A 16,357-nucleotide genomic window follows, 5' to 3' on the forward strand; every position below is an offset into this window, starting at 1 on the left:
GCCACCGGCCGAGGCATAGGCCGTTGACGCAGGGGTACGCGCCGACATCACCACGACGAACGTACGACGGACGCAGGCAGGAAGGGGCTCGGCCATGGCTGAATTCGTGAGGGACGTCATGACGCCGGGCGTCGTGGCGGTACGCCCCGACGCTTCCCTCGTCGAGGCGGCGCAGCTGATGCGCGCGCAGGACATCGGCGACGTGTTGGTCGCCACCGACGGGCACGTGCTCGGTGTGCTCACCGACCGGGACATCGCGCTGCGGGCCGTGGCCGACGGCGCCGATCCGCTGACGGTCAGCGCGCAGGCCGTCTGCACGCCGAACCCCGTCGTCGTGGCCCCCGACGACGCGGTGTCGGAGGCGGTCGGTCTGATGCGCGACCACGCGGTGCGCCGGCTGCCCGTCGTCGAGGACGGCCACCCGGTGGGGATGGTGAGCCTCGGTGATCTGGCGCTCGCCCAGGACCCGTCCTCGGCTCTGGCGGACATCAGCCGCGCCGCCCCGGACGCAGGGCCGGGCCGGCCCTGAGCGCGAGGGGGCGCGCCGTGTCGCTGCCCCGCCCGGGCACGGAAGGCCCGTACAAAGGCTGGACGGTGACGCGAGGGAACGGTGACATGCGGTCGGTCGGTCGTGAAGTGCTGCTCTGGGCGGTCCTGTTGCTCGCCCTCTACGTGATCCTCATCGGTCCGCTCTCCCTCCTCGAACTGGCCGTCGGCGCCGGTCTCGCCGTGCTCGGCGCGCTGGCCGCCCGGGGCGTGCGGCGCGTCTCCGGGGTGCGGGTCGACGGCCTCGGACGGTGTCTGGCGGCGCTCCGCGTCTGGCCGGTCACCTGTGTCGCGGAGCTGGTCGACCTGGTGGCCGCGGTGGTACGGGCGCTGCGGGGGCGCCCGGAGCGCGGCGGTTTCCGGACGGTGCGGCTGCGCCCGGGGGTCGGGCCCGCGCGGGCGGCCACGCTGCTCTCCTCGACTCCGGGGGCCTACGTGCTGGACGCGGACGACAGGGAGATGCGGGTGCGCGCCCTCGACGGAACGCCGTCACGGATCGAGCGGGTCCTGTCGGCGGACGCCGACGAGGGGCCGCCGTCGCCCACCCCGGACGGCTCCGCGCCGCGACCCGGGGGCGGGGCGTCGTGAACGGCTGGCTCGTGGCGGCTCTGGTGCTGCTCGTCGGCGGCCTCGGGCCCGCGCTGTGGGTGGCCTGCCGAGGTCCCGCGACCGAGCGGCTCGTCGGGCTCGCCCTCGCCTCCACGTGCGCGCCCGCCGTGTTCCTGGCCCTCGCCGAGGGCTTCGGCCGCTCCTCGTACGTGGACGTCGCCCTGGTGTCCGTCGTGCTCGGGCCCGTCGGGGTGCTGGTGTTCGCCCGCTGCCTGCCTCTGGAGGACTGATCCGTGCGGCACGCCTGCGCGTTGACGCTGCTGACGGCCGGCGTCGGCGTCCTGTTGTTCTCCGCCCTCGCGCTGCTCGTCCTCGAGCGTCCGTACGGACGGCTGCACGCCCTGGCCCCGGCGGCCTCGGTCGGGGTGCCGCTGGTGGCGCTGGCGGCGGCGGTGGAGACCGGCCCGGGGCGCGCGGCGCTCAAACTCCTCTTCCTCGCCCTGCTCTCGGCGCTCGGCGGTCCGGCCACGACGACGGCGGTGGCCCGCGCCCAGGCCCGCAGGGCCGACGTCCCGCGGAAGGACGACGCACGGTGAACCCCTCCGATCTGCCCCTGATCGCCGCGCTGTTGCTGGTGGCGGTGGCCGCGACCGTCGCCGTGCTCACCCGCGACCCGGTGCGCCAGGCGGTGGTCCTCGCCCTGCTGGGGCTGCTGCTCGCCCTGCTGTTCCTGCTGCTGCACGCCCCCGACGTGGCGCTGTCGCAGCTGGCGGTGGGCGCGGCGGTCACCCCGCTGCTGATCCTGCTGACGGCGCGGTCGTTGCGCAGGTCGGCGGGGCGGCGCGGCCGGTCCGGGGGCGGCGGGGCGGGGGTGCGTGGCGGTGGCGGCTCCGGTGACGCCCCCGGTCCCGCCGATCCCGCCCGTTCCGGGCGCGCGCCCGGTGAGGGAGGGGCATGAGCCGGCGCGTCAGGACGCTGCTGTTCCTCGTCTCCGCCGCGGCGTTCGCCGTCTGCTTCGCCCTGGCCTGTTTCCGCCTGCCGCCCTTCGGCACCGACCACCACCCCTACGGGACCCGCGCGGTGGCCGCCTCCCTCCAGCAGCGGACCGCCAACGTCGTCGCCTCCGTCACCTTCGACCAGCGCGGCCTGGACACGCTCGGCGAGGAGGCCCTGCTCTTCGCCGCGGTGCTCGGCGCGGTGGTGCTGCTGCGGCGGGCCCGCGACGAGAGCGCCCACGACCCCGAACGGCTCGAAGTGGCCCCGCCCATCGGCCTGTTCGGCGCGCTGTCGCTGCCGGTGACCCTGCTGGTCGGCGGCTACATCGTGGCGCACGTGCAGCTGACCCCCGGCGGCGGCTTCCAGGGCGGCATCGTCCTGGCGACAGGCCTGCACCTGGCCTATCTGGCCGCCGACTACCGGGTGTTGAAGCGGGTGCGGCCACTCGCCACCCTGCACGCCGCCGACGCGATCGCCGCCGGGGCGTTCGCCGCGCTCGGCTGCGCGGGGCTCCTCGCGGGCGGCGCGTACCTGGAGAACGTGCTGCCGCTCGGCACCTTCGCAGCGCTCTCGTCGGCGGGCCTGGTGCCCGTCGTGAACGTCGCCGTCGGCGTGGAGGTGGGCTCCGGCATCGTCGTCCTCCTCGCCCACTTCCTGGAGCAGGCGCACGAGATGGGGTCGGCCGGGCAGGAGTCGGAGAAGGGGTCGGGAGGAGCACGCTGAGTCCAGGAGGGACGCGTTGAGTTCAGGAGGCGCACATTGACCTCGGGAGGAGCACGTTGAGTACGCTGCCGTTTCTGGTCGCCGGGTGGATCTTCCTGGTCGGGCTGTACGGGATGGTGACCAGCCGGGACCTGATCCACACCGTCGGCTGTCTGTCGGTCACCCAGTCCTCCACGTACGTCCTGCTGCTCGGCGTCGGCTACCGGGACGGCGCCGGCGCCCCCGTGTTCGCCGACGTGTCCGTGCACACGCCCGTGGTGGACCCGGTGGTGCAGGCGATGGCCCTGACCGATGTCGTCGTCGGGGCGACCGTGACCGCGCTGCTGCTCGCGCTGGTCCTGCAGGTCCGCAAGCGGAGCGGCACCGTCGATCCGGACCGGCTCGGCGAGCTGCGCGGATGAGCCCTGGCACCGCCCTTCCCCTCGCGGTCGCGCTCCCGCTGTTCGGCGCGTCCGTCCTCGTGCTCGCGGGGCGCAGGTTGCCGCGCGTCGCCACGGACGCGCTGGCCGCGGCGTTCGCGGTGGCCGTGCTCGTCGATCTCACCGTGCTGTGGGTTCGTACGGGCGGCTCGGGCGGCTCGCGCGTCGTCGAGTGGGCGGGCGGTTGGCGGCCGCGGGACGGGCGCAGCGTCGGCATCGTGCTGGTCGGCGACCGGTTCGGGATCGGCGTCGCGCTGCTCGCCGCCCTGCTGGTGCTTGCCGTGATCGCCTACTCCTGGCGGTACTTCGAGGAGCCGCCGCGCGGGCACCCCGGCGTCTTCCCGGCCCTGGTGCTGCTCTTCGAGACGGGCGTGTGCGGCTTCTCGCTCACCGGCGACCTGTTCAACTCCTTCGTCTTCTTCGAGCTGATGGGGGTCGCTGCGGTCGCCCTCACCGGCTTCCACATCGAGGATCCCCGGCCGCTGCAGGGCGCGTTGACCTTCGGCATCCTCAACGCGCTCGCGGGCTGCTGCATGCTGCTCGGCATCGGGCTGCTGTACGCACGCACCGGTGAGCTGGGCTTCGCGCAGATCGGCGCCCGGCTCGCCGAACGGAAGCCGGACGCGCTGCTGGGGTGCGCCGTCGCGCTGGTGCTCACCGGGCTCCTGGTCAAGTCCGCCTCCGCGCCCTTCCACTTCTGGCACGCCGACGCCCACACGGTCGCGCCGACCCCGGTGAACATGCTGCTGGCCGGGGTGATGGTGCCGCTCGGCGTGTACGGCGTGGCCCGCGTCTCCTCGGTGGCCTTCGGCGGCCCCGGCGGGCTCCCGGCCTCCGTGCACGGGCCGCTGCTGACCGGTGCCGGGACGGTGACGGCCCTGCTGGGCGCGGTGATGTGCTGGCAGCAGCGCAATCTGAAACGCCTGCTCGCCTTCTCCACGGTGGCGCACGCGGGCCTGCTCCTGATCGGTGTCGCGCCGCTCACGGCCGACGGCCTCGCGGGGACATCGGTGTACGTCGCCGGGCACGCGGGGGTCAACGCGGCCCTGTTCGGTCTCACCGGGATCGTGCTCGACCGCTACGGCTCGGTGGACGAACGGGAGTTGCACGGCAAGGCGCGCGAACTCCCGGTGACCGGTGCGGTGTTCCTGGTCGGCGGCCTCGCGCTGGCCGGGCTTCCGCCGTTCGGGACGGCGCTCGGCAAGTCGCTCACCGAGCATGCCGCGTCACTGGAACACGCCTGGCTGCCCGCCGTGTTCGTGGTGGTGTCCGCGGTGACGGGCGGCGCGGTGCTGCGGGCCGGTCTGCGCGTGTTCTTCGGCACGGGCGTACGGGTGGAGCGCGGGCCCGCCGAGGAGATGAGCGGGGCGCGCGAGGACCCGGAGGTCACCGAGGCGGCGGAGCGGCGGGTGCCGCGTCCCATGCTCGCCGTCCCCCGGCTGCTGCTCGCCGCCTCGCTCGCGGCGGGCACGGTCCCCGCGGTGCGGCACGCCCTGGGGGACGGCGCGCGGCTCTTCGCCGACCGCGCCGGGTACCTGGCGGCGGTGCGGGGCGTCGCACCGCCGCACCTCGCCGCCGCGGTGCCGCCCACGGCGTGGACACGCGAGGGCGTGCTGTACGGGCTGCTCTCGGCGACGCTCGCCGCGGCGCTCGGACTCCTGGCGGTGCGCCGCCCGGGCCTCGGCCCGCACCGCGTCCTGCGCCCCTTGCTGCGGCTGCACTCGGGGCGCCCCGGCGACTACATCAGCTGGCTGGCCGCGGGACTCGCCGCCCTCACCCTGACCCTCGTACTCGCCCTGCACTGACGGCCGTTGGCGGGGCCGTGACCATACCGCCGTCCCCTCACGTCGTGCACGTCGCCCCGGCGAGGTGCAGGGAGGTCGGGCCGCCGCCGATGGCGTCGGTGGAGCGCACGTGCTCGCGGGCCCACCAGTCCGCGTCGCCGTCCTCGATGTAGCGCAGCAGGATGCCCTCGCGCAGCGCCCACGGGCAGACCGTCAGCGTCTCGGTGCCGGTCAGCTTCATGGCCGTGTGGGCGACCACCGCGCCGGCCACGGACTGGCCGGCGCGCGCCGCCGAGATCCCCGGCAGCTGGGCGCGGCGTTCGGCGGGCAGTCCGGCCAGCTCCTTCAGCGCCACGCCGAGCGCGCGGCGGTCCAACCGCCGTTCCACGAACGGGCCGTGGCGGCCTGGCGCGGCCCCGCACAACCGGGCGAGCTGCTGGAACGTGCGCGAGGTGGCGACGGCCGTGTGCGGCATCTCCCAGCGGATCCGGGCGGCCACGTCCCGCAGCTGGTGGCGCACTTGGCGGCGGACGGCCTTGAGGTGCTCCGCACGGGGCGGGTCCTGCCCGTCGAAGAGTTCGTGCGTCAGCCGCCGCGCGCCCAGCGGCAGCGAGGCCGCGTAGTCGGGCAGGCGGCTGCGGCCGAAGGCCACCTCCAAGGAGCCGCCGCCGATGTCGAACAGCACCAAAGGCCCCGCCCGCCAGCCCATCCACCGCCGGGCGGCGAGGAACGTCAGCTCCGCCTCGGCCTCACCGGACAGCGTGCGCAGCCGGACCCCCGCCCCCGACTCCACCGCGGCCAGCACCTCGTCCCGGTTCGGTGCGTCCCGCACGATCGACGTCGCGAAGGCGAACGGCTCCGCCACGCCCCACCGTTCGGCCTCCTCCTGCACCTCGCTCACGGCGTCGACCAAGGCCCGTACCGGCTCCTCGCCGAGCCGGCCCCGGGCGTCCGCGTACTCGGCGAGCCGCAGCCGTCTCTTCGCCGTGTGGACCGGCAGCGGCACCTGGCCGTCGGCGTCCGCGACGACCAGTCGCACCGTGTTCGATCCCACATCCACCACGCCAACTCTCATGCACACCAGGTTCCCTCAGTGCGCGCGGAGCAAGCGGGCGGTGTCACACCCTGCGCCCCATGAGGTTCAGCAGTTTCGTCTGCGCGTCGGCGCCGGGCGGCGGCTCGACGGCGGGTGCGAAGAGTCCGCTCTTCTCCAACTCGGCCGCGTGCGGCTCGACTTCACCCCGTACGAAGTCGACCAGCGGGCCGGGCAGCCGCTCGTCGGCGCCGATCGCGCGGGAGAGGTCCCATGTGTGCACGGTCAGGTCGGTGATCATCTGGCCGAGGTAGAAGGTGGCGTCGGTGTCGCCGAAGGAGAGGTGGACGGTACGGTCGAGTGCGCCCGGCTCCCGGAAGGCGGCGCGCGCCGCGGCGGCCGCCGTGTCCCAGGAGGCGACCGGGTCGGGGCCGAGTACGTCGCCGTCGAAGGAGTCGCCGACGGACTCCGTCGTGGCGCCGTCGCGCACCAGCGCGGGCACCCACAGCTGTTCGGTCGTGAGGTGGCCGACCAGGTCGCGCACGGTCCAGTCGGTGCACGGCGTGGGGGCGTCCCACTGGTCGCCCCGGACGGCGTGCACCCTCTCGGCGAAGAGGTCGAGCGCCTCGGCGTGCCGGTCGAGGACGGATGGTGTCCCTGACCGGCCCGGGGTGCCCGCGCCGCCTGTCGTCCCTGACTCGTCGCTGCTCATGGATCGGGGGTTCCCTTCTCCCGCTCGCGCGCTCCCGTACGGGTCCGTCCGACCGCCACCGACCTGCGCGGATGGCGGCGCAGATACTCGCCCTCCAGTTGCGCCATGCGTTCGTTGTGGGTCCGCAGGGCGTCGTTCGAACCGTGCAGCAGGGTGCTGTGGCGGGTGCGGTGGATCGTCTCCAGCTCCCTGATGAGCTGCTGGTCGTCCAGCCGGCCCGGATCGACTCCGTTCATGGATCGCTCCGATCGCTCTGTGCGTCGCCCTGCCCCGGGGCGCCCGTGCGGCCCGTACTACCCAGGATGCACCGCGAGGGGTCCGCGCGCGCACCGCACGGTACGACCGGCGCGTACCGAACGGCCTCGCCTGTCCGGAAATCGCGGCGGCGCGGGGGCAGGCAGCGGGCGGTGTTTCCGCGTCCCACCGGTCGGCAGAGCAATTCCGACGCGCATTCGACCGGAAGGACCGCCCACGTGTCCCACCGCGCACCGAGACGCCTCCTCTTACCGCTCCTCGCCCTCGGCGTGATCGCCACCCAGGCCCCCGGCCTGCTGGCGACGCCCGCCTCGGCCACACCCCGGCAGGCCGCCCACGCCGGCGCCCCCGGCCATCCGCTCGCCCGGTTCACGGACCAGGAACCCGACTGGAAGCGGTGCGGCGCCGACATACCCGCGCGCCTCCGGTGCGCCACCCTCACGGTGCCGCTCGACTACCGCTCCCCCGGCGGCGCCACCATCGACCTCGCCATTTCCCGGATCGCCGCGGGGGATCCCGGCAAGCGCCGCGGTGTGCTGCTGTCCAACCCCGGAGGCCCGGGCGGCCCGGGGCTCTATCTGCCGCTGTATCTGGCCGAGAAGATGCCGAAGTCCGTGACGGACCGGTACGACCTCATCGGGTTCGACCCCCGCGGCATCGGCCGCAGCGCACCGGTGAACTGCGGCCTGACCACGGCGGAGCGGCAATGGCCGCGCACCTTCCGGCCGTTCGGCGAGAGCGTCGCCCGGGTCAGGACGACCGCGGACAAGTGCCGGGCGAAGGCGGGCGGCACGCTGGCGCACATCACCACCCGCAACACCGCACGCGACATGGACGTCCTGCGGGCCGCGCTCGGAGAGAAGAAGATCTCCTACTTCGGCGTCTCGTACGGGACGGCCCTCGGCGCCGTCTACACCCAGCTGTTCCCGGGCCGCGCCGACCGGTTCGTACTGGACAGCGCCATCGACCCGCAGCGCATGTGGCGCGAGATGTTCCGGATGTGGGCGCCGGAGGTGGAGCCGGCGTTCGCGCGGTGGTCGCGGTGGACCGCGGCGCACTCGGCCACGTACGACCTGGGGAGGACACCGGCCCAAGTGCGCGCCCGCTTCTGGAGGTTGGTGGAGCGGGCCGACCGGGACCCGGTCGTCGTGGGTGACGCCAAGCTCACCGGCACCGACATCCGCGCCGTCCTGCGGCGCGAGTTCTACACGGTCCGCAGCGCCGCCGAACTCGTCGCCCTCCTCCGGGACGCCGCCGCGGGCAAACCGGTCCCCGAGTTCCCGACGTCGCCGGAGGAGGAGACCGACAACGGGGCGTCGGCGCTGTGGGCCGTCGTGTGCGGTGACTCCGCGTGGCCGCGCGATCCTGGGACGTACCTCCGCGACTCGGTCAGGGACGCCGCGCGCCACCCGCTGTTCGGGGACTTCGCCTCGAACATCGCGCCGTGCGCGTTCTGGGACGCCCCGGTGGAGCCCGTCACCCGGGTGGACAACACGGTCGGCACGCTGATCCTGCAGAACGAGTGGGACTCGCAGACCCCGCTGACGGCGGCGCGCAGCATGCACCGCGCGCTCAAGGGCTCCCGCATGGTGACCGTCGACGAGGGCGAGGGCCACGGCGTCGCCTACGGCATGGCGCCCGGTCCGACCAACCGGTGCGCGCAGGGCACCGCGACGTCGTACCTGGTGACGGGCGCGCTGCCGGGCAAGGACGTGACGTGCCGGGCGGTGCCGGACGACGGGCCCGGCACCGGGCCTGCGAAGCCGGTGCGCCCGGCCTTCGGCTGACCTCACGGCTTCGCGGCTGCGGGGCTGCGGGGCTGCGGGGCTGCACAGCTGCGTGGCTTCGGGGCTACCGCACGCGCTCGACCCGTCGCTCGTCCCACACCGGCTCCGAGGTCTCCCGGACCTGTCCGTCGCTGCCGAAGACCAGATAGCGGTCGAAGGAGCGGGCGAACCAGCGGTCATGGGTGACGGCGAGGACCGTGCCCTGGAAGGCCTCCAGGCCTTCCTGCAGCGCCTCGGCGGACTCCAGGTCGAGGTTGTCCGTGGGCTCGTCGAGGAGCAGCGCCGTGCAGCCCTCCAGTTCGAGCAGCAGGATCTGGAAGCGGGCCTGCTGGCCGCCGGAGAGCCGTTCGAAGTTCTGCTCGGCCTGCTTGGTCAGCTCGTACCGCCGCAGCCGGGACATCGCGGCGCCGCGGTCCTGGGCGTGCTCGCGCCAGAGGATGTCCAGGAGCGGGCGGCCCACCAGCTCGGGGTGTGCGTGGGTCTGGGCGAAGTGCCCGGGCACCACGCGCGCGCCGAGCTTCCAGGCGCCGGTGTGAGCGACCGGGTTGTCACAGTCCCCCGCGAGCAGCCGCAGGAAGTGCGACTTGCCCGAACCGTTGGAGCCGAGGACGGCGACCCGCTCGCCGTAGAAGACCTCCAGGTCGAAGGGTTTCATCAGGCCGGTCAGCTCCAGCTGCGCGCAGGTCACCGCCCGGACGCCGGTCCGCCCGCCGGGCAGCCGCATGGTGATGTCCTGCTCGCGCGGCGGCTCGGGCGGCGGCCCCGCCTCCTCGAACTTGCGGAGCCTGGTCTGCGCCGCGTGGTAGCGCGAGGCCATCTCGTGGCTGACGTCGGCGGCCTGGCGCAGCGTACGCACCAGCTTCTTCAGCTGCTCGTGCTTCTCGTCCCAGCGGCGGCGCAGCTCCTCGAAGCGCGCGAAACGCTCCTTGCGGGCCTCGTGGAACGTCGCGAAACCGCCGCCGTGCACCCAGGCGTCGGCGCCCCCGGGGCTCTGCTCGACGCTGACGATCTTCTCGGCGGCGCGGGCGAGCAGCTCCCGGTCGTGGGAGACGAACAGGACGGTCTTGCGGGTCTCCTTGAGCTGCCCCTCCAGCCAGCGCTTGCCGGGGACGTCGAGGTAGTTGTCCGGCTCGTCGAGGAGCAGCACCTCGTCGCCGCCGCGCAGCAGCGCCTCCAGGACGAGCCGCTTCTGTTCGCCGCCGGAGAGCGTGCGCACCTCGCGGAACTGCGCCTTGTCGTACGGGACGCCGAGCGCGGCCGTGGTGCAGATGTCCCACAGCGTCTCGGCCTCGTACCCCTGGACCTCCGCCCAGTCGGAGAGCGCCTGCGCGTAACCCATCTGGGCGGTCTCGTCGTCGACCGTCATGATCGCGTGCTCGGCGGCGTCCACGGCCTGCGCGGCCTGCCGGATCCGCGGGTGGGAGACGGAGACGAGCAGGTCGCGCACGGTGGTCTCGTCGCGTACGGAGCCGACGAACTGCGGCATCACGCCGAGACCGCCGCTGACGCTCACGGTGCCGCCGTGCGGCTGGAGCTCGCCGGAGATGAGCCGGAGCAGGGTGGTCTTGCCCGCGCCGTTCGCCCCGACGAGGGCGACCACGGCGCCCTCGCCGACCCGGAAGGAGACATCACCGAGCAGCGCCCGCCCGTCCGGCAAGTAGTACTCGAGGTGTGCGGCTTCCAGATGTCCCATGTGCGGGATTGTCCGTGGCCGACCGCCGCCCGGGCAAACCGTTTGCGGGGCCGGCCGGCGAAACGCCCGGTGTACCGCTGCGACCTGGCCTTTCGGCGGCCGGGAGCCTGAAGCGCGGCGCTCGGGGTACGAGGGCGCCATGAGCGCTGACACCTCGGCCGTCTCCGGCCTCGACCTGTCCCGGCCCGCTCCCGGCCCCCGCTCGTACAAGGCGCGTCTGCTCGCTCTCGACAGGCGCCTCTTCGACGCGGTCGCCACCCGGCACTGGCCCGGCGCCGACCGGGTGCTGCCCCGGCTCAGCCGGAGCGCCAACCACGGCGTGCTGTGGTTCGCGACGGCCGCGGGGATCGCCGCGACGCGCACCCCGCAGGCCCGCCGGGCCGCCGTGCGCGGGGTGGCGTCCCTGGCGCTGGCCTCCGCGACCATCAACACGCTGGGCAAGCGTTCGGTGCGCCGGGCCCGCCCCGTGCTCGACACGGTGCCGCTGATCCGGCAGCTCAAGCGGCAGCCGATCACCACCTCGTTCCCCTCCGGCCACTCGGCGTCGGCCGTCGCCTTCGCCACGGGGGTGGCGCTGGAGTCGCGGGCGTGGGGCGCGGTCGTCGCGCCGGTCGCGGCCGCCGTGGCGATCTCCCGGATCTACACCGGTGCGCACTTCCCGAGCGACGTCCTGGTGGGCGGCGCGCTGGGTGCGGGCGCGGCGTTCGCGGTGCGCGGTCTGGTGCCGACGCGGGCGCGGCAGGCGCCGCCCGGCCACCCGCGGGCGACGGCGCCCGCGCTGCCGGGCGGCGCGGGTCTGGTGCTGGTCACCGACGCGGAGGCGGGCACCTCGCAGCGCGTACGGGCGCTGCGCGACGCGCTGCCCGACGCGGAGATCGTGATCGCCGAACCGGCCGATCTGGAGGCCGAGTTGGCGAAGGCCGCGACGCGCGGCCAGGCCCTGGGCGTGTGCGGTGACGACGGCACCGTGAACACCGCGGCCACCGTCGCCCTGCAGCACGGGCTGCCCCTCGCGGTGCTGTCGGGCGGCACCCTCGACCACTTCGCCCAGGGCCTCGGGGTCGAGGACGCCCGCGACCTGGCGGGCGCGGTGGAGGCGGGCGAGGCGGTCGCCGTGGAGGTCGACCGGTTCCGGGCCGAGGACACGGGCGGGTCCGGCGGGCAGGAGGACGGCGGCGGGACCGGTGGGCAGGAGGAGAAGTACGTCGAGACGCTGACGGTCTACCGTCCGTCGGGCCGCGTGCGGTGAACCATCCGTTGACCACATACCGATACGTGACCACATACTGATACGCGGGTCTCATCATTCGGCATGGCGGCGTACGGTGCGTGCTACCCGGTGCGGGCTACACGTACACGAAGGAGTGCCGCCATGCCGAAGGAGACCGCCGTCTACACGCACGGACACCACGCGTCGGTGCTGCGCTCGCACACCTGGCGCACCGCCGCCAACTCCGCCGCGTATCTGGTCGGTTCGCTCAAGCCGCACATGCGGGTCCTCGACATCGGCTGCGGCCCCGGCACCATCACCGCGGACCTGGCCGAGCTGGTCCCCGAAGGACGGGTCACCGGCGTCGACCGGGCGCCCGGCATCCTGGACACCGCCCGCGCCACCGCCGCCGAACGCGGCCTGGACAACGTCGAGTTCGCCGTCGCGGACGTGCACGACCTCGACTACCCCGACGACACCTTCTGCGTCGTCCACGCCCATCAGGTGCTGCAGCACGTGGGCGACCCGGTGCGGGCGCTGCGCGAGATGCGGCGGGTCTGCAGGCCCGGCGGCATCGTCGCGGTCCGCGACGCGGACTACTCCGCGATGACCTGGTATCCCCGCTCCCCCGGCCTGGACGACTGGCTGGACCTGTATCTGCGGGTGGCCCGCGCCAACGGCGGCGAGCCCGACGCGGGGCGGCGCCTGAAGGCCTGGGCCCTGGAGGCCGGTTTCACGGACGTCACCACGACCGCGGGCACCTGGTGCTACAGCTCCGAGGAGGAGCGGGCCTGGTGGAGCGGGCTGTGGGCGGAGCGCACGCTCGCCTCCACGTACGCCGAGCGCGCGGTGGCCGGCGGACACGCGGACGAGGAGCGGCTTCGGGCCGTCGCGGCGGCCTGGCGGGAGTGGGGCGGGCGGGCGGACGCCTGGTTCGCGGTGCTGCACGGCGAGATCCTCTGCCGCAAGTGACGGCCACGCACCTCTGGTCGAGGGGGCGGCCGCACACCCATGGTCGAGGGGGCGGTCGCGTACCAACTGCCTTGTGTGGCAGCCGAAAGCGGCGCCGGCCGCGGGGCGGGAGAGCGTGTGCTGCTCCCGCCCCGCGGCCGGCGCCGCGGCGCTCCCGGGGTCACTCCCTGGGCAGCAGGGGCCCCAGCGGCCCGAGGTCCAGGTTCAGGTCCTCGGGCCGCAGCCCGTACCGGTCCCGGAGCTCGGCCATCCGGTCCTCCAGGAGCATCAGCGTGAGGCCGACCCGCTCCTCCTGGTCCTCGGTCAGCTCGCCGGTGTCGAAGCGCCGCACGGCCTGGCGCTCCATCAGCTGACGCAGGAGCTCCACGACGGTCAGGACCAGCTTCACCAGGTCCCGCTCGACCGTGTCGGGGTCGAGGTCCATGCGTTTGCGGCGGTCAGGCTCCATGGGTCACTCCGTCTTCGGCCACGGTGCGGGCACCTGCTCGTTCACCGAGCTGATCAATGCCTTCAGGTCGATGCGCACGAGGTCGACGTCCGCGATCCGCAGGGTGATGTCACCCGCGATGACCACGCCGCCGGCGAGCAGCCGGTCGAGCAGATCGACCAGGGCTATCTCGCGGCGCTCCACGACGGTCATACGGGACGGTCCTCCTCGTCGCCGGTGAAGGAGTACGCGGCCCACGGCCCCGTCAGCTCCACCCGCAGCCGGCTCGTCCCCTGGTCCTCGTCCTTGGTGCGGTCCACCAGCTCGACGAACTCCTCGGAGTCCGCGCGGGGCACCAGATAGGCCGCGTTGAGGACGTTGCGGCCGGGTGTGCCGGCCAGCTCGGAGTTCTGCGGCGCGTGCAGCCGGGAGGCGTCGGCCCGCTGCGTAAGCCTCTCGTGCAGCCGGCGCGAGAAGTCCTCGGCCTGCTGCCAGCTCTCCTCCTGCGCCGTGCGCTGGCTGCGCCGCCTGCGCAGGTAGTCGCGCCCGCTGCCCGGCTTGCTCGGCCGCGGCGCGTCGGCCGGTGACTGCTGCGGCGAGGCCTGCTCGTCCTCCTTCTCCAGATAGACCTTCACGCCCCACTCGACGCGCCCGTCGATCCGCTCCAGGACGCGGTGGAAGCGCTCCTCGCCCTCCTCCAGCATGGTGCGTACGCCGCTGTCGTCCCGGAAGACCGTCGCGAGGCGCAACGGCAGCGGGCAGGTGACCGACGTCAGCGCGTCGATCACCCGCTGGTGGGCGCGGGCCGTGTCGGAGAGCCAGTCCAGGTCCTCCAGGTGCCGGCGCAGCGCCTCCTCCGCGAAGTCCCGCTCAGGCACCGGGCCGACCAGGGCGATCAGGCCCCCGTGGCTGAGCTGGCGCGGCGGGACGCCGCCGACCCCCGTGAGGTCGGCGGCGAGCGGTGCGGCGAGGGGGCGGCAGACCGCGTAGACGTAGCGCAGGTCGTCATGGCGCATGTCGTCGTGGCGCGGGCCGTCGCCGTGCCGTTCATCGTTCACGGCGTTCATCTGTCTCCTTGTCGGCCGGCTCCAGGGACTGCCGCTCCTCCAGTTCCGCCAGCCGCTGTTTCAGCTCGGCGTTCTCCCGGGAGAGTTCGGAGTGGCGTGCCCCGGAGGAGAGCGCGGGATCGCCCTCCCACCAGTCGATACCCATCTCCTTGGCCTTGTCGACCGACGCGACGATGAGGCGGAGCTTGATCGTGAGCAGTTCTATGTCGAGCAGGTTGATCTTGATGTCGCCGGCGATGACGACGCCCTTGTCCAGGACGCGTTCGAGGATGTCGGCGAGGTTGGCTCCGCCACCGCTGCCGCCGTAGGGGCCGGGCAGCCCGCCGCCCTGGGAGACGGTCATCGACGGTCCCGTCCGCCGGCCGACTCGGCGTACTCACGCTGCTTGTCGTCGTCGGCGTCGGCCTCGTCCTCGGGCTCCTCGTCGTACTCGGCCTCGGGCTCGTCCTCGAGTTCCTCCTCGGGCTCGTCCTCGTCCTCGTACTCCTCGGCCGGTTCGTCCTCCCGCTCGGACTCGTCCTCGTCGTCCTCGACGTACTCGGCCTCCGGGTCGTCCTCTTCCTCGGCCTCCGGCTCGTCCTCGAACTCGTCGTCGGCCTCGGTGTCGCGCCCGTCCTCGCGGTCCTGGGCGTCCTGGTCGTCCTGCTCGTCCTGGTCGTCCGGCTGGTCCTGCGTCTCGTTCTCTTCCTCTTCCTCCGCCACCGCGTCCTCGTGGCTGCGGACGACCTCGCCGTCGCGGATCTCGCCGCGCCAGCCGTCGCTCGCCTCGCCGCGCATCGAGATGTGCCGGGCGAAGTTCTTGAGGTCGAGGCGGGCCCGGCGGCCCTGGGCGCGCCAGATGTTGCCGGTCTTCTCGAACAGCCCCTTCGGGTAGTACTCGATGACCAGCAACACCCGGGTGATGTTCTCGCCGAGCGGGTGGAAGGTGACGACGCCCTTGGTGGTGCCCTTGGCGCCCTCCGACGTCCAGGTGATCCGCTGGTCCGGGACCTGTTCGGTGGTGTGCGCCTTCCAACTGCGGCTGGACCAGAAGACCTTGAGCTTCCAGTCGGAGTCCGTGTCGCTGGCCACCGTGGCGCCCTTGACGCCCTTGGCGAAGGTGGAGAACTCCTGGTACTGCGTCCACTGGTCGTAGGCGTCGCGGACCGGCACGCCGACGTCAATGCTCTCCAGGATCACGGTGGGCTTCTGGCCCGCGCCGCCCTTCTTGCGCTTGCCGCCGAGGCTCTTGAAGGCGTCCTTGGCCTTGTCCTTCAGGTGGCTGCCGCCCAGTTCCAGCGCGCTGCGCACCGGGCCCTTGCCCTCGGCGACCTTCTTGCCGGCGTTCAGCGCCAGCTTGCCGAAGCCGGGGCTGTTGCCGTCGGCGATGTCGTTCAGCTTGCCGGTGGCGTCGCCCAGCTTGTGTCCCACGCCGACGAGCATGCGCTCGACCTGGGCCATCATGTACGCCTGCGCCTCTTCCTTCAGGCGGTCGGCGGCGGGGCTCTTCGTGATGTTGCTCAGGGGTGACTCAGCCATGATCGCGGTCTCCCTTCGACCTGCCGCCGCTCGTACGGGCCGACGAACTCGCCCTGCGAGCGGTGCCGCGCGCCGACGTGGACTTCTTCTGCGCGGTCTTGCGGGCCGTCTTCTGCGCGGTCTTCTTGGCCGGGGCCTTCTTCGCCGCCGCCTTCGGGGCGGACTTGGCGTCGGACTTCGTGCCCGACTTCGGCGCGGCGCGCTTCGCGGGCGCCTTCTTGCGGGGCGCGGGCTCCTCGGACTCCTCGTCCTCGTCCCGGTCCTCCCGGTCGTCGGCGTCCTCGTCACGCTCGTCGCGCTCGTCGTCGTCATCTTCGTCGTCCCGGTCGACGACCTCGCCCGGCACCACACCGGAGATGCGGTCCTGGACGTCCAGGGTGCGGTCGTGCAGACGGTCGGCGAGGCCCTCCAGCTGCCGGTTCAGGAGCGATCCCGTGGCCGCCTTGCCCACGCCCCGCAGGTCCTGGCGCAGCTGGTCGCCTATCTCCTTGAACTGCGGGTTGTTCTCCAGCTGCTGGGTCACCATCTGGCCCAGCGCCTTGGGGCTGAGGTTCAGCTTCTTGCCGGCCACCATGCTGCCGACGGCGAACGCGAACTTCGCCTTCTTCGTGCGTCCGAGCACGTACCCCGCGCCCACGGCGAGGCCCACTGCGAGTCGGTTCATAG

At 73.5% G+C, this 16,357-nt stretch carries 20 protein-coding genes and 1 pseudogene; 11 read left to right on the plus strand and 10 right to left on the minus strand.

Annotated elements, in window-relative coordinates:
• Window positions 1-94: 94 nt before the first annotated feature.
• The 8 genes from ACFYO9_RS09760 to ACFYO9_RS09795 all read left to right on the plus strand — a co-directional run bounded on the left by ACFYO9_RS09760 (window position 95) and on the right by ACFYO9_RS09795 (window position 5,038).
• Window positions 95-529 (plus strand): CBS domain-containing protein, encoded by a 435-nt coding sequence (locus ACFYO9_RS09760; RefSeq protein ID WP_355817273.1) that lies wholly within the window; start codon window positions 95-97, stop codon window positions 527-529.
• Between the two features lie 86 nt (window positions 530-615).
• On the plus strand, window positions 616-1,134 hold the full coding sequence (locus tag ACFYO9_RS09765) for a Na+/H+ antiporter subunit E (protein ID WP_355817275.1): 519 nt from the start codon (window positions 616-618) through the stop codon (window positions 1,132-1,134).
• Window positions 1,131-1,385 carry a monovalent cation/H+ antiporter complex subunit F gene (locus tag ACFYO9_RS09770; RefSeq protein ID WP_355817278.1) on the plus strand — a complete coding sequence of 85 codons (255 nt, stop codon included), beginning with the start codon at window positions 1,131-1,133 and terminating at the stop codon, window positions 1,383-1,385. The genes ACFYO9_RS09765 and ACFYO9_RS09770 overlap by 4 nt, the downstream gene beginning before the upstream one ends.
• A gap of 3 nt (window positions 1,386-1,388) precedes the next feature.
• Entirely contained in the window at window positions 1,389-1,691 is a 303-nt protein-coding gene (locus ACFYO9_RS09775; RefSeq protein ID WP_355817281.1) for a monovalent cation/H(+) antiporter subunit G, read from the plus strand.
• On the plus strand, window positions 1,688-2,053 hold the full coding sequence (locus ACFYO9_RS09780) for a DUF4040 domain-containing protein (protein ID WP_355817284.1): 366 nt from the start codon (window positions 1,688-1,690) through the stop codon (window positions 2,051-2,053). The genes ACFYO9_RS09775 and ACFYO9_RS09780 overlap by 4 nt, the downstream gene beginning before the upstream one ends.
• Window positions 2,050-2,814 (plus strand): MnhB domain-containing protein, encoded by a 765-nt coding sequence (locus ACFYO9_RS09785; protein ID WP_358776681.1) that lies wholly within the window; start codon window positions 2,050-2,052, stop codon window positions 2,812-2,814. Before ACFYO9_RS09780 ends, ACFYO9_RS09785 begins: the two co-directional genes overlap by 4 nt.
• 56 nt (window positions 2,815-2,870) lie before the next feature.
• The gene (locus ACFYO9_RS09790; RefSeq protein ID WP_355817288.1) at window positions 2,871-3,215 is read left to right on the plus strand and encodes an NADH-quinone oxidoreductase subunit K; all 345 of its coding nucleotides are present in this window, start codon (window positions 2,871-2,873) and stop codon (window positions 3,213-3,215) included.
• Complete coding sequence (locus ACFYO9_RS09795) at window positions 3,212-5,038, plus strand: proton-conducting transporter membrane subunit (protein WP_358776682.1); 1,827 nt, start codon at window positions 3,212-3,214, stop codon at window positions 5,036-5,038. Before ACFYO9_RS09790 ends, ACFYO9_RS09795 begins: the two co-directional genes overlap by 4 nt.
• Before the next feature lie 37 nt (window positions 5,039-5,075).
• On the opposite strand, the gene ACFYO9_RS09800 is transcribed toward ACFYO9_RS09795, so the two are convergent.
• The 3 genes from ACFYO9_RS09800 to ACFYO9_RS09810 are packed head-to-tail and all read right to left on the minus strand — an operon-like array spanning window position 5,076 to window position 6,998.
• The gene (locus ACFYO9_RS09800; RefSeq protein ID WP_358776683.1) at window positions 5,076-6,092 is read right to left on the minus strand and encodes a Ppx/GppA family phosphatase; all 1,017 of its coding nucleotides are present in this window, start codon (window positions 6,090-6,092) and stop codon (window positions 5,076-5,078) included.
• A 43-nt stretch (window positions 6,093-6,135) separates the two neighbouring features.
• Window positions 6,136-6,762 carry a TIGR03086 family metal-binding protein gene (locus ACFYO9_RS09805; protein WP_358776684.1) on the minus strand — a complete coding sequence of 209 codons (627 nt, stop codon included), beginning with the start codon at window positions 6,760-6,762 and terminating at the stop codon, window positions 6,136-6,138.
• Window positions 6,759-6,998: a DUF6158 family protein gene (locus tag ACFYO9_RS09810; protein ID WP_355817299.1), complete on the minus strand. Its 240-nt coding sequence runs from the start codon at window positions 6,996-6,998 to the stop codon at window positions 6,759-6,761. Before ACFYO9_RS09810 ends, ACFYO9_RS09805 begins: the two co-directional genes overlap by 4 nt.
• Before the next feature lie 288 nt (window positions 6,999-7,286).
• Here ACFYO9_RS09810 and ACFYO9_RS09815 point away from each other — a divergent pair, with 288 nt between their 5' ends.
• Window positions 7,287-8,804 (plus strand): alpha/beta hydrolase, encoded by a 1,518-nt coding sequence (locus tag ACFYO9_RS09815; protein WP_358776685.1) that lies wholly within the window; start codon window positions 7,287-7,289, stop codon window positions 8,802-8,804.
• Window positions 8,805-8,868: 64 nt separating this feature from the next.
• Here the strand turns inward: ACFYO9_RS09815 and ACFYO9_RS09820 are convergent, their stop codons facing one another.
• Entirely contained in the window at window positions 8,869-10,497 is a 1,629-nt protein-coding gene (locus ACFYO9_RS09820) for an ATP-binding cassette domain-containing protein (RefSeq protein ID WP_358776686.1), read from the minus strand.
• Between the two features lie 139 nt (window positions 10,498-10,636).
• Here ACFYO9_RS09820 and ACFYO9_RS09825 point away from each other — a divergent pair.
• Window positions 10,637-11,650: pseudogene (locus tag ACFYO9_RS09825) on the plus strand (phosphatase PAP2 family protein); the annotation flags it as partial.
• 219 nt (window positions 11,651-11,869) lie between these two features.
• Window positions 11,870-12,679: a methyltransferase domain-containing protein gene (locus tag ACFYO9_RS09830; protein ID WP_358776687.1), complete on the plus strand. Its 810-nt coding sequence runs from the start codon at window positions 11,870-11,872 to the stop codon at window positions 12,677-12,679.
• Window positions 12,680-12,839: 160 nt separating this feature from the next.
• Here the strand turns inward: ACFYO9_RS09830 and ACFYO9_RS09835 are convergent, their stop codons facing one another.
• Genes ACFYO9_RS09835 through ACFYO9_RS09860 form a run of 6 tightly spaced genes read right to left on the minus strand, consistent with a single transcriptional unit; the run spans window position 12,840 to window position 16,355 of the window.
• Window positions 12,840-13,127, minus strand: coding sequence for a gas vesicle protein K (locus tag ACFYO9_RS09835; RefSeq protein WP_355817310.1), 288 nt, complete (start codon window positions 13,125-13,127; stop codon window positions 12,840-12,842).
• A gap of 3 nt (window positions 13,128-13,130) precedes the next feature.
• Window positions 13,131-13,319 carry a gas vesicle protein gene (locus ACFYO9_RS09840; RefSeq protein WP_355817312.1) on the minus strand — a complete coding sequence of 63 codons (189 nt, stop codon included), beginning with the start codon at window positions 13,317-13,319 and terminating at the stop codon, window positions 13,131-13,133.
• Complete coding sequence (locus ACFYO9_RS09845; RefSeq protein WP_358776699.1) at window positions 13,316-14,122, minus strand: GvpL/GvpF family gas vesicle protein; 807 nt, start codon at window positions 14,120-14,122, stop codon at window positions 13,316-13,318. The genes ACFYO9_RS09840 and ACFYO9_RS09845 overlap by 4 nt, the downstream gene beginning before the upstream one ends.
• A gap of 31 nt (window positions 14,123-14,153) precedes the next feature.
• Window positions 14,154-14,516 (minus strand): gas vesicle protein, encoded by a 363-nt coding sequence (locus ACFYO9_RS09850; RefSeq protein WP_355817314.1) that lies wholly within the window; start codon window positions 14,514-14,516, stop codon window positions 14,154-14,156.
• Window positions 14,513-15,691: an SRPBCC family protein gene (locus ACFYO9_RS09855; protein WP_355817317.1), complete on the minus strand. Its 1,179-nt coding sequence runs from the start codon at window positions 15,689-15,691 to the stop codon at window positions 14,513-14,515. Before ACFYO9_RS09855 ends, ACFYO9_RS09850 begins: the two co-directional genes overlap by 4 nt.
• Entirely contained in the window at window positions 15,684-16,355 is a 672-nt protein-coding gene (locus tag ACFYO9_RS09860; protein WP_355817320.1) for a DNA primase, read from the minus strand. The genes ACFYO9_RS09855 and ACFYO9_RS09860 overlap by 8 nt, the downstream gene beginning before the upstream one ends.
• Window positions 16,356-16,357 lie beyond the last annotated feature (2 nt).

The sequence above is a fragment of the Streptomyces sp. NPDC005863 genome (assembly GCF_042871345.1).
Taxonomy (GTDB): Bacteria; Actinomycetota; Actinomycetes; order Streptomycetales; family Streptomycetaceae; genus Streptomyces.

What these genes read in the sequence shown, in the direction of transcription:
- ACFYO9_RS09835 (WP_355817310.1), bottom strand. Translation starts at nt 13,127, where the DNA reads ATGGAGCCTGACCGCCGCAAACGCATGGACCTCGACCCCGACACGGTC.
- ACFYO9_RS09760 (WP_355817273.1), top strand. Translation starts at nt 95, where the DNA reads ATGGCTGAATTCGTGAGGGACGTCATGACGCCGGGCGTCGTGGCGGTA.
- ACFYO9_RS09795 (WP_358776682.1), top strand. Translation starts at nt 3,212, where the DNA reads ATGAGCCCTGGCACCGCCCTTCCCCTCGCGGTCGCGCTCCCGCTGTTC.
- ACFYO9_RS09840 (WP_355817312.1), bottom strand. Translation starts at nt 13,319, where the DNA reads ATGACCGTCGTGGAGCGCCGCGAGATAGCCCTGGTCGATCTGCTCGAC.
- ACFYO9_RS09845 (WP_358776699.1), bottom strand. Translation starts at nt 14,122, where the DNA reads ATGCGCCATGACGACCTGCGCTACGTCTACGCGGTCTGCCGCCCCCTC.
- ACFYO9_RS09850 (WP_355817314.1), bottom strand. Translation starts at nt 14,516, where the DNA reads ATGACCGTCTCCCAGGGCGGCGGGCTGCCCGGCCCCTACGGCGGCAGC.
- ACFYO9_RS09830 (WP_358776687.1), top strand. Translation starts at nt 11,870, where the DNA reads ATGCCGAAGGAGACCGCCGTCTACACGCACGGACACCACGCGTCGGTG.
- ACFYO9_RS09855 (WP_355817317.1), bottom strand. Translation starts at nt 15,691, where the DNA reads ATGGCTGAGTCACCCCTGAGCAACATCACGAAGAGCCCCGCCGCCGAC.
- ACFYO9_RS09785 (WP_358776681.1), top strand. Translation starts at nt 2,050, where the DNA reads ATGAGCCGGCGCGTCAGGACGCTGCTGTTCCTCGTCTCCGCCGCGGCG.
- ACFYO9_RS09860 (WP_355817320.1), bottom strand. Translation starts at nt 16,355, where the DNA reads ATGAACCGACTCGCAGTGGGCCTCGCCGTGGGCGCGGGGTACGTGCTC.
- ACFYO9_RS09810 (WP_355817299.1), bottom strand. Translation starts at nt 6,998, where the DNA reads ATGAACGGAGTCGATCCGGGCCGGCTGGACGACCAGCAGCTCATCAGG.
- ACFYO9_RS09820 (WP_358776686.1), bottom strand. Translation starts at nt 10,497, where the DNA reads ATGGGACATCTGGAAGCCGCACACCTCGAGTACTACTTGCCGGACGGG.
- ACFYO9_RS09765 (WP_355817275.1), top strand. Translation starts at nt 616, where the DNA reads ATGCGGTCGGTCGGTCGTGAAGTGCTGCTCTGGGCGGTCCTGTTGCTC.
- ACFYO9_RS09805 (WP_358776684.1), bottom strand. Translation starts at nt 6,762, where the DNA reads ATGAGCAGCGACGAGTCAGGGACGACAGGCGGCGCGGGCACCCCGGGC.
- ACFYO9_RS09800 (WP_358776683.1), bottom strand. Translation starts at nt 6,092, where the DNA reads ATGAGAGTTGGCGTGGTGGATGTGGGATCGAACACGGTGCGACTGGTC.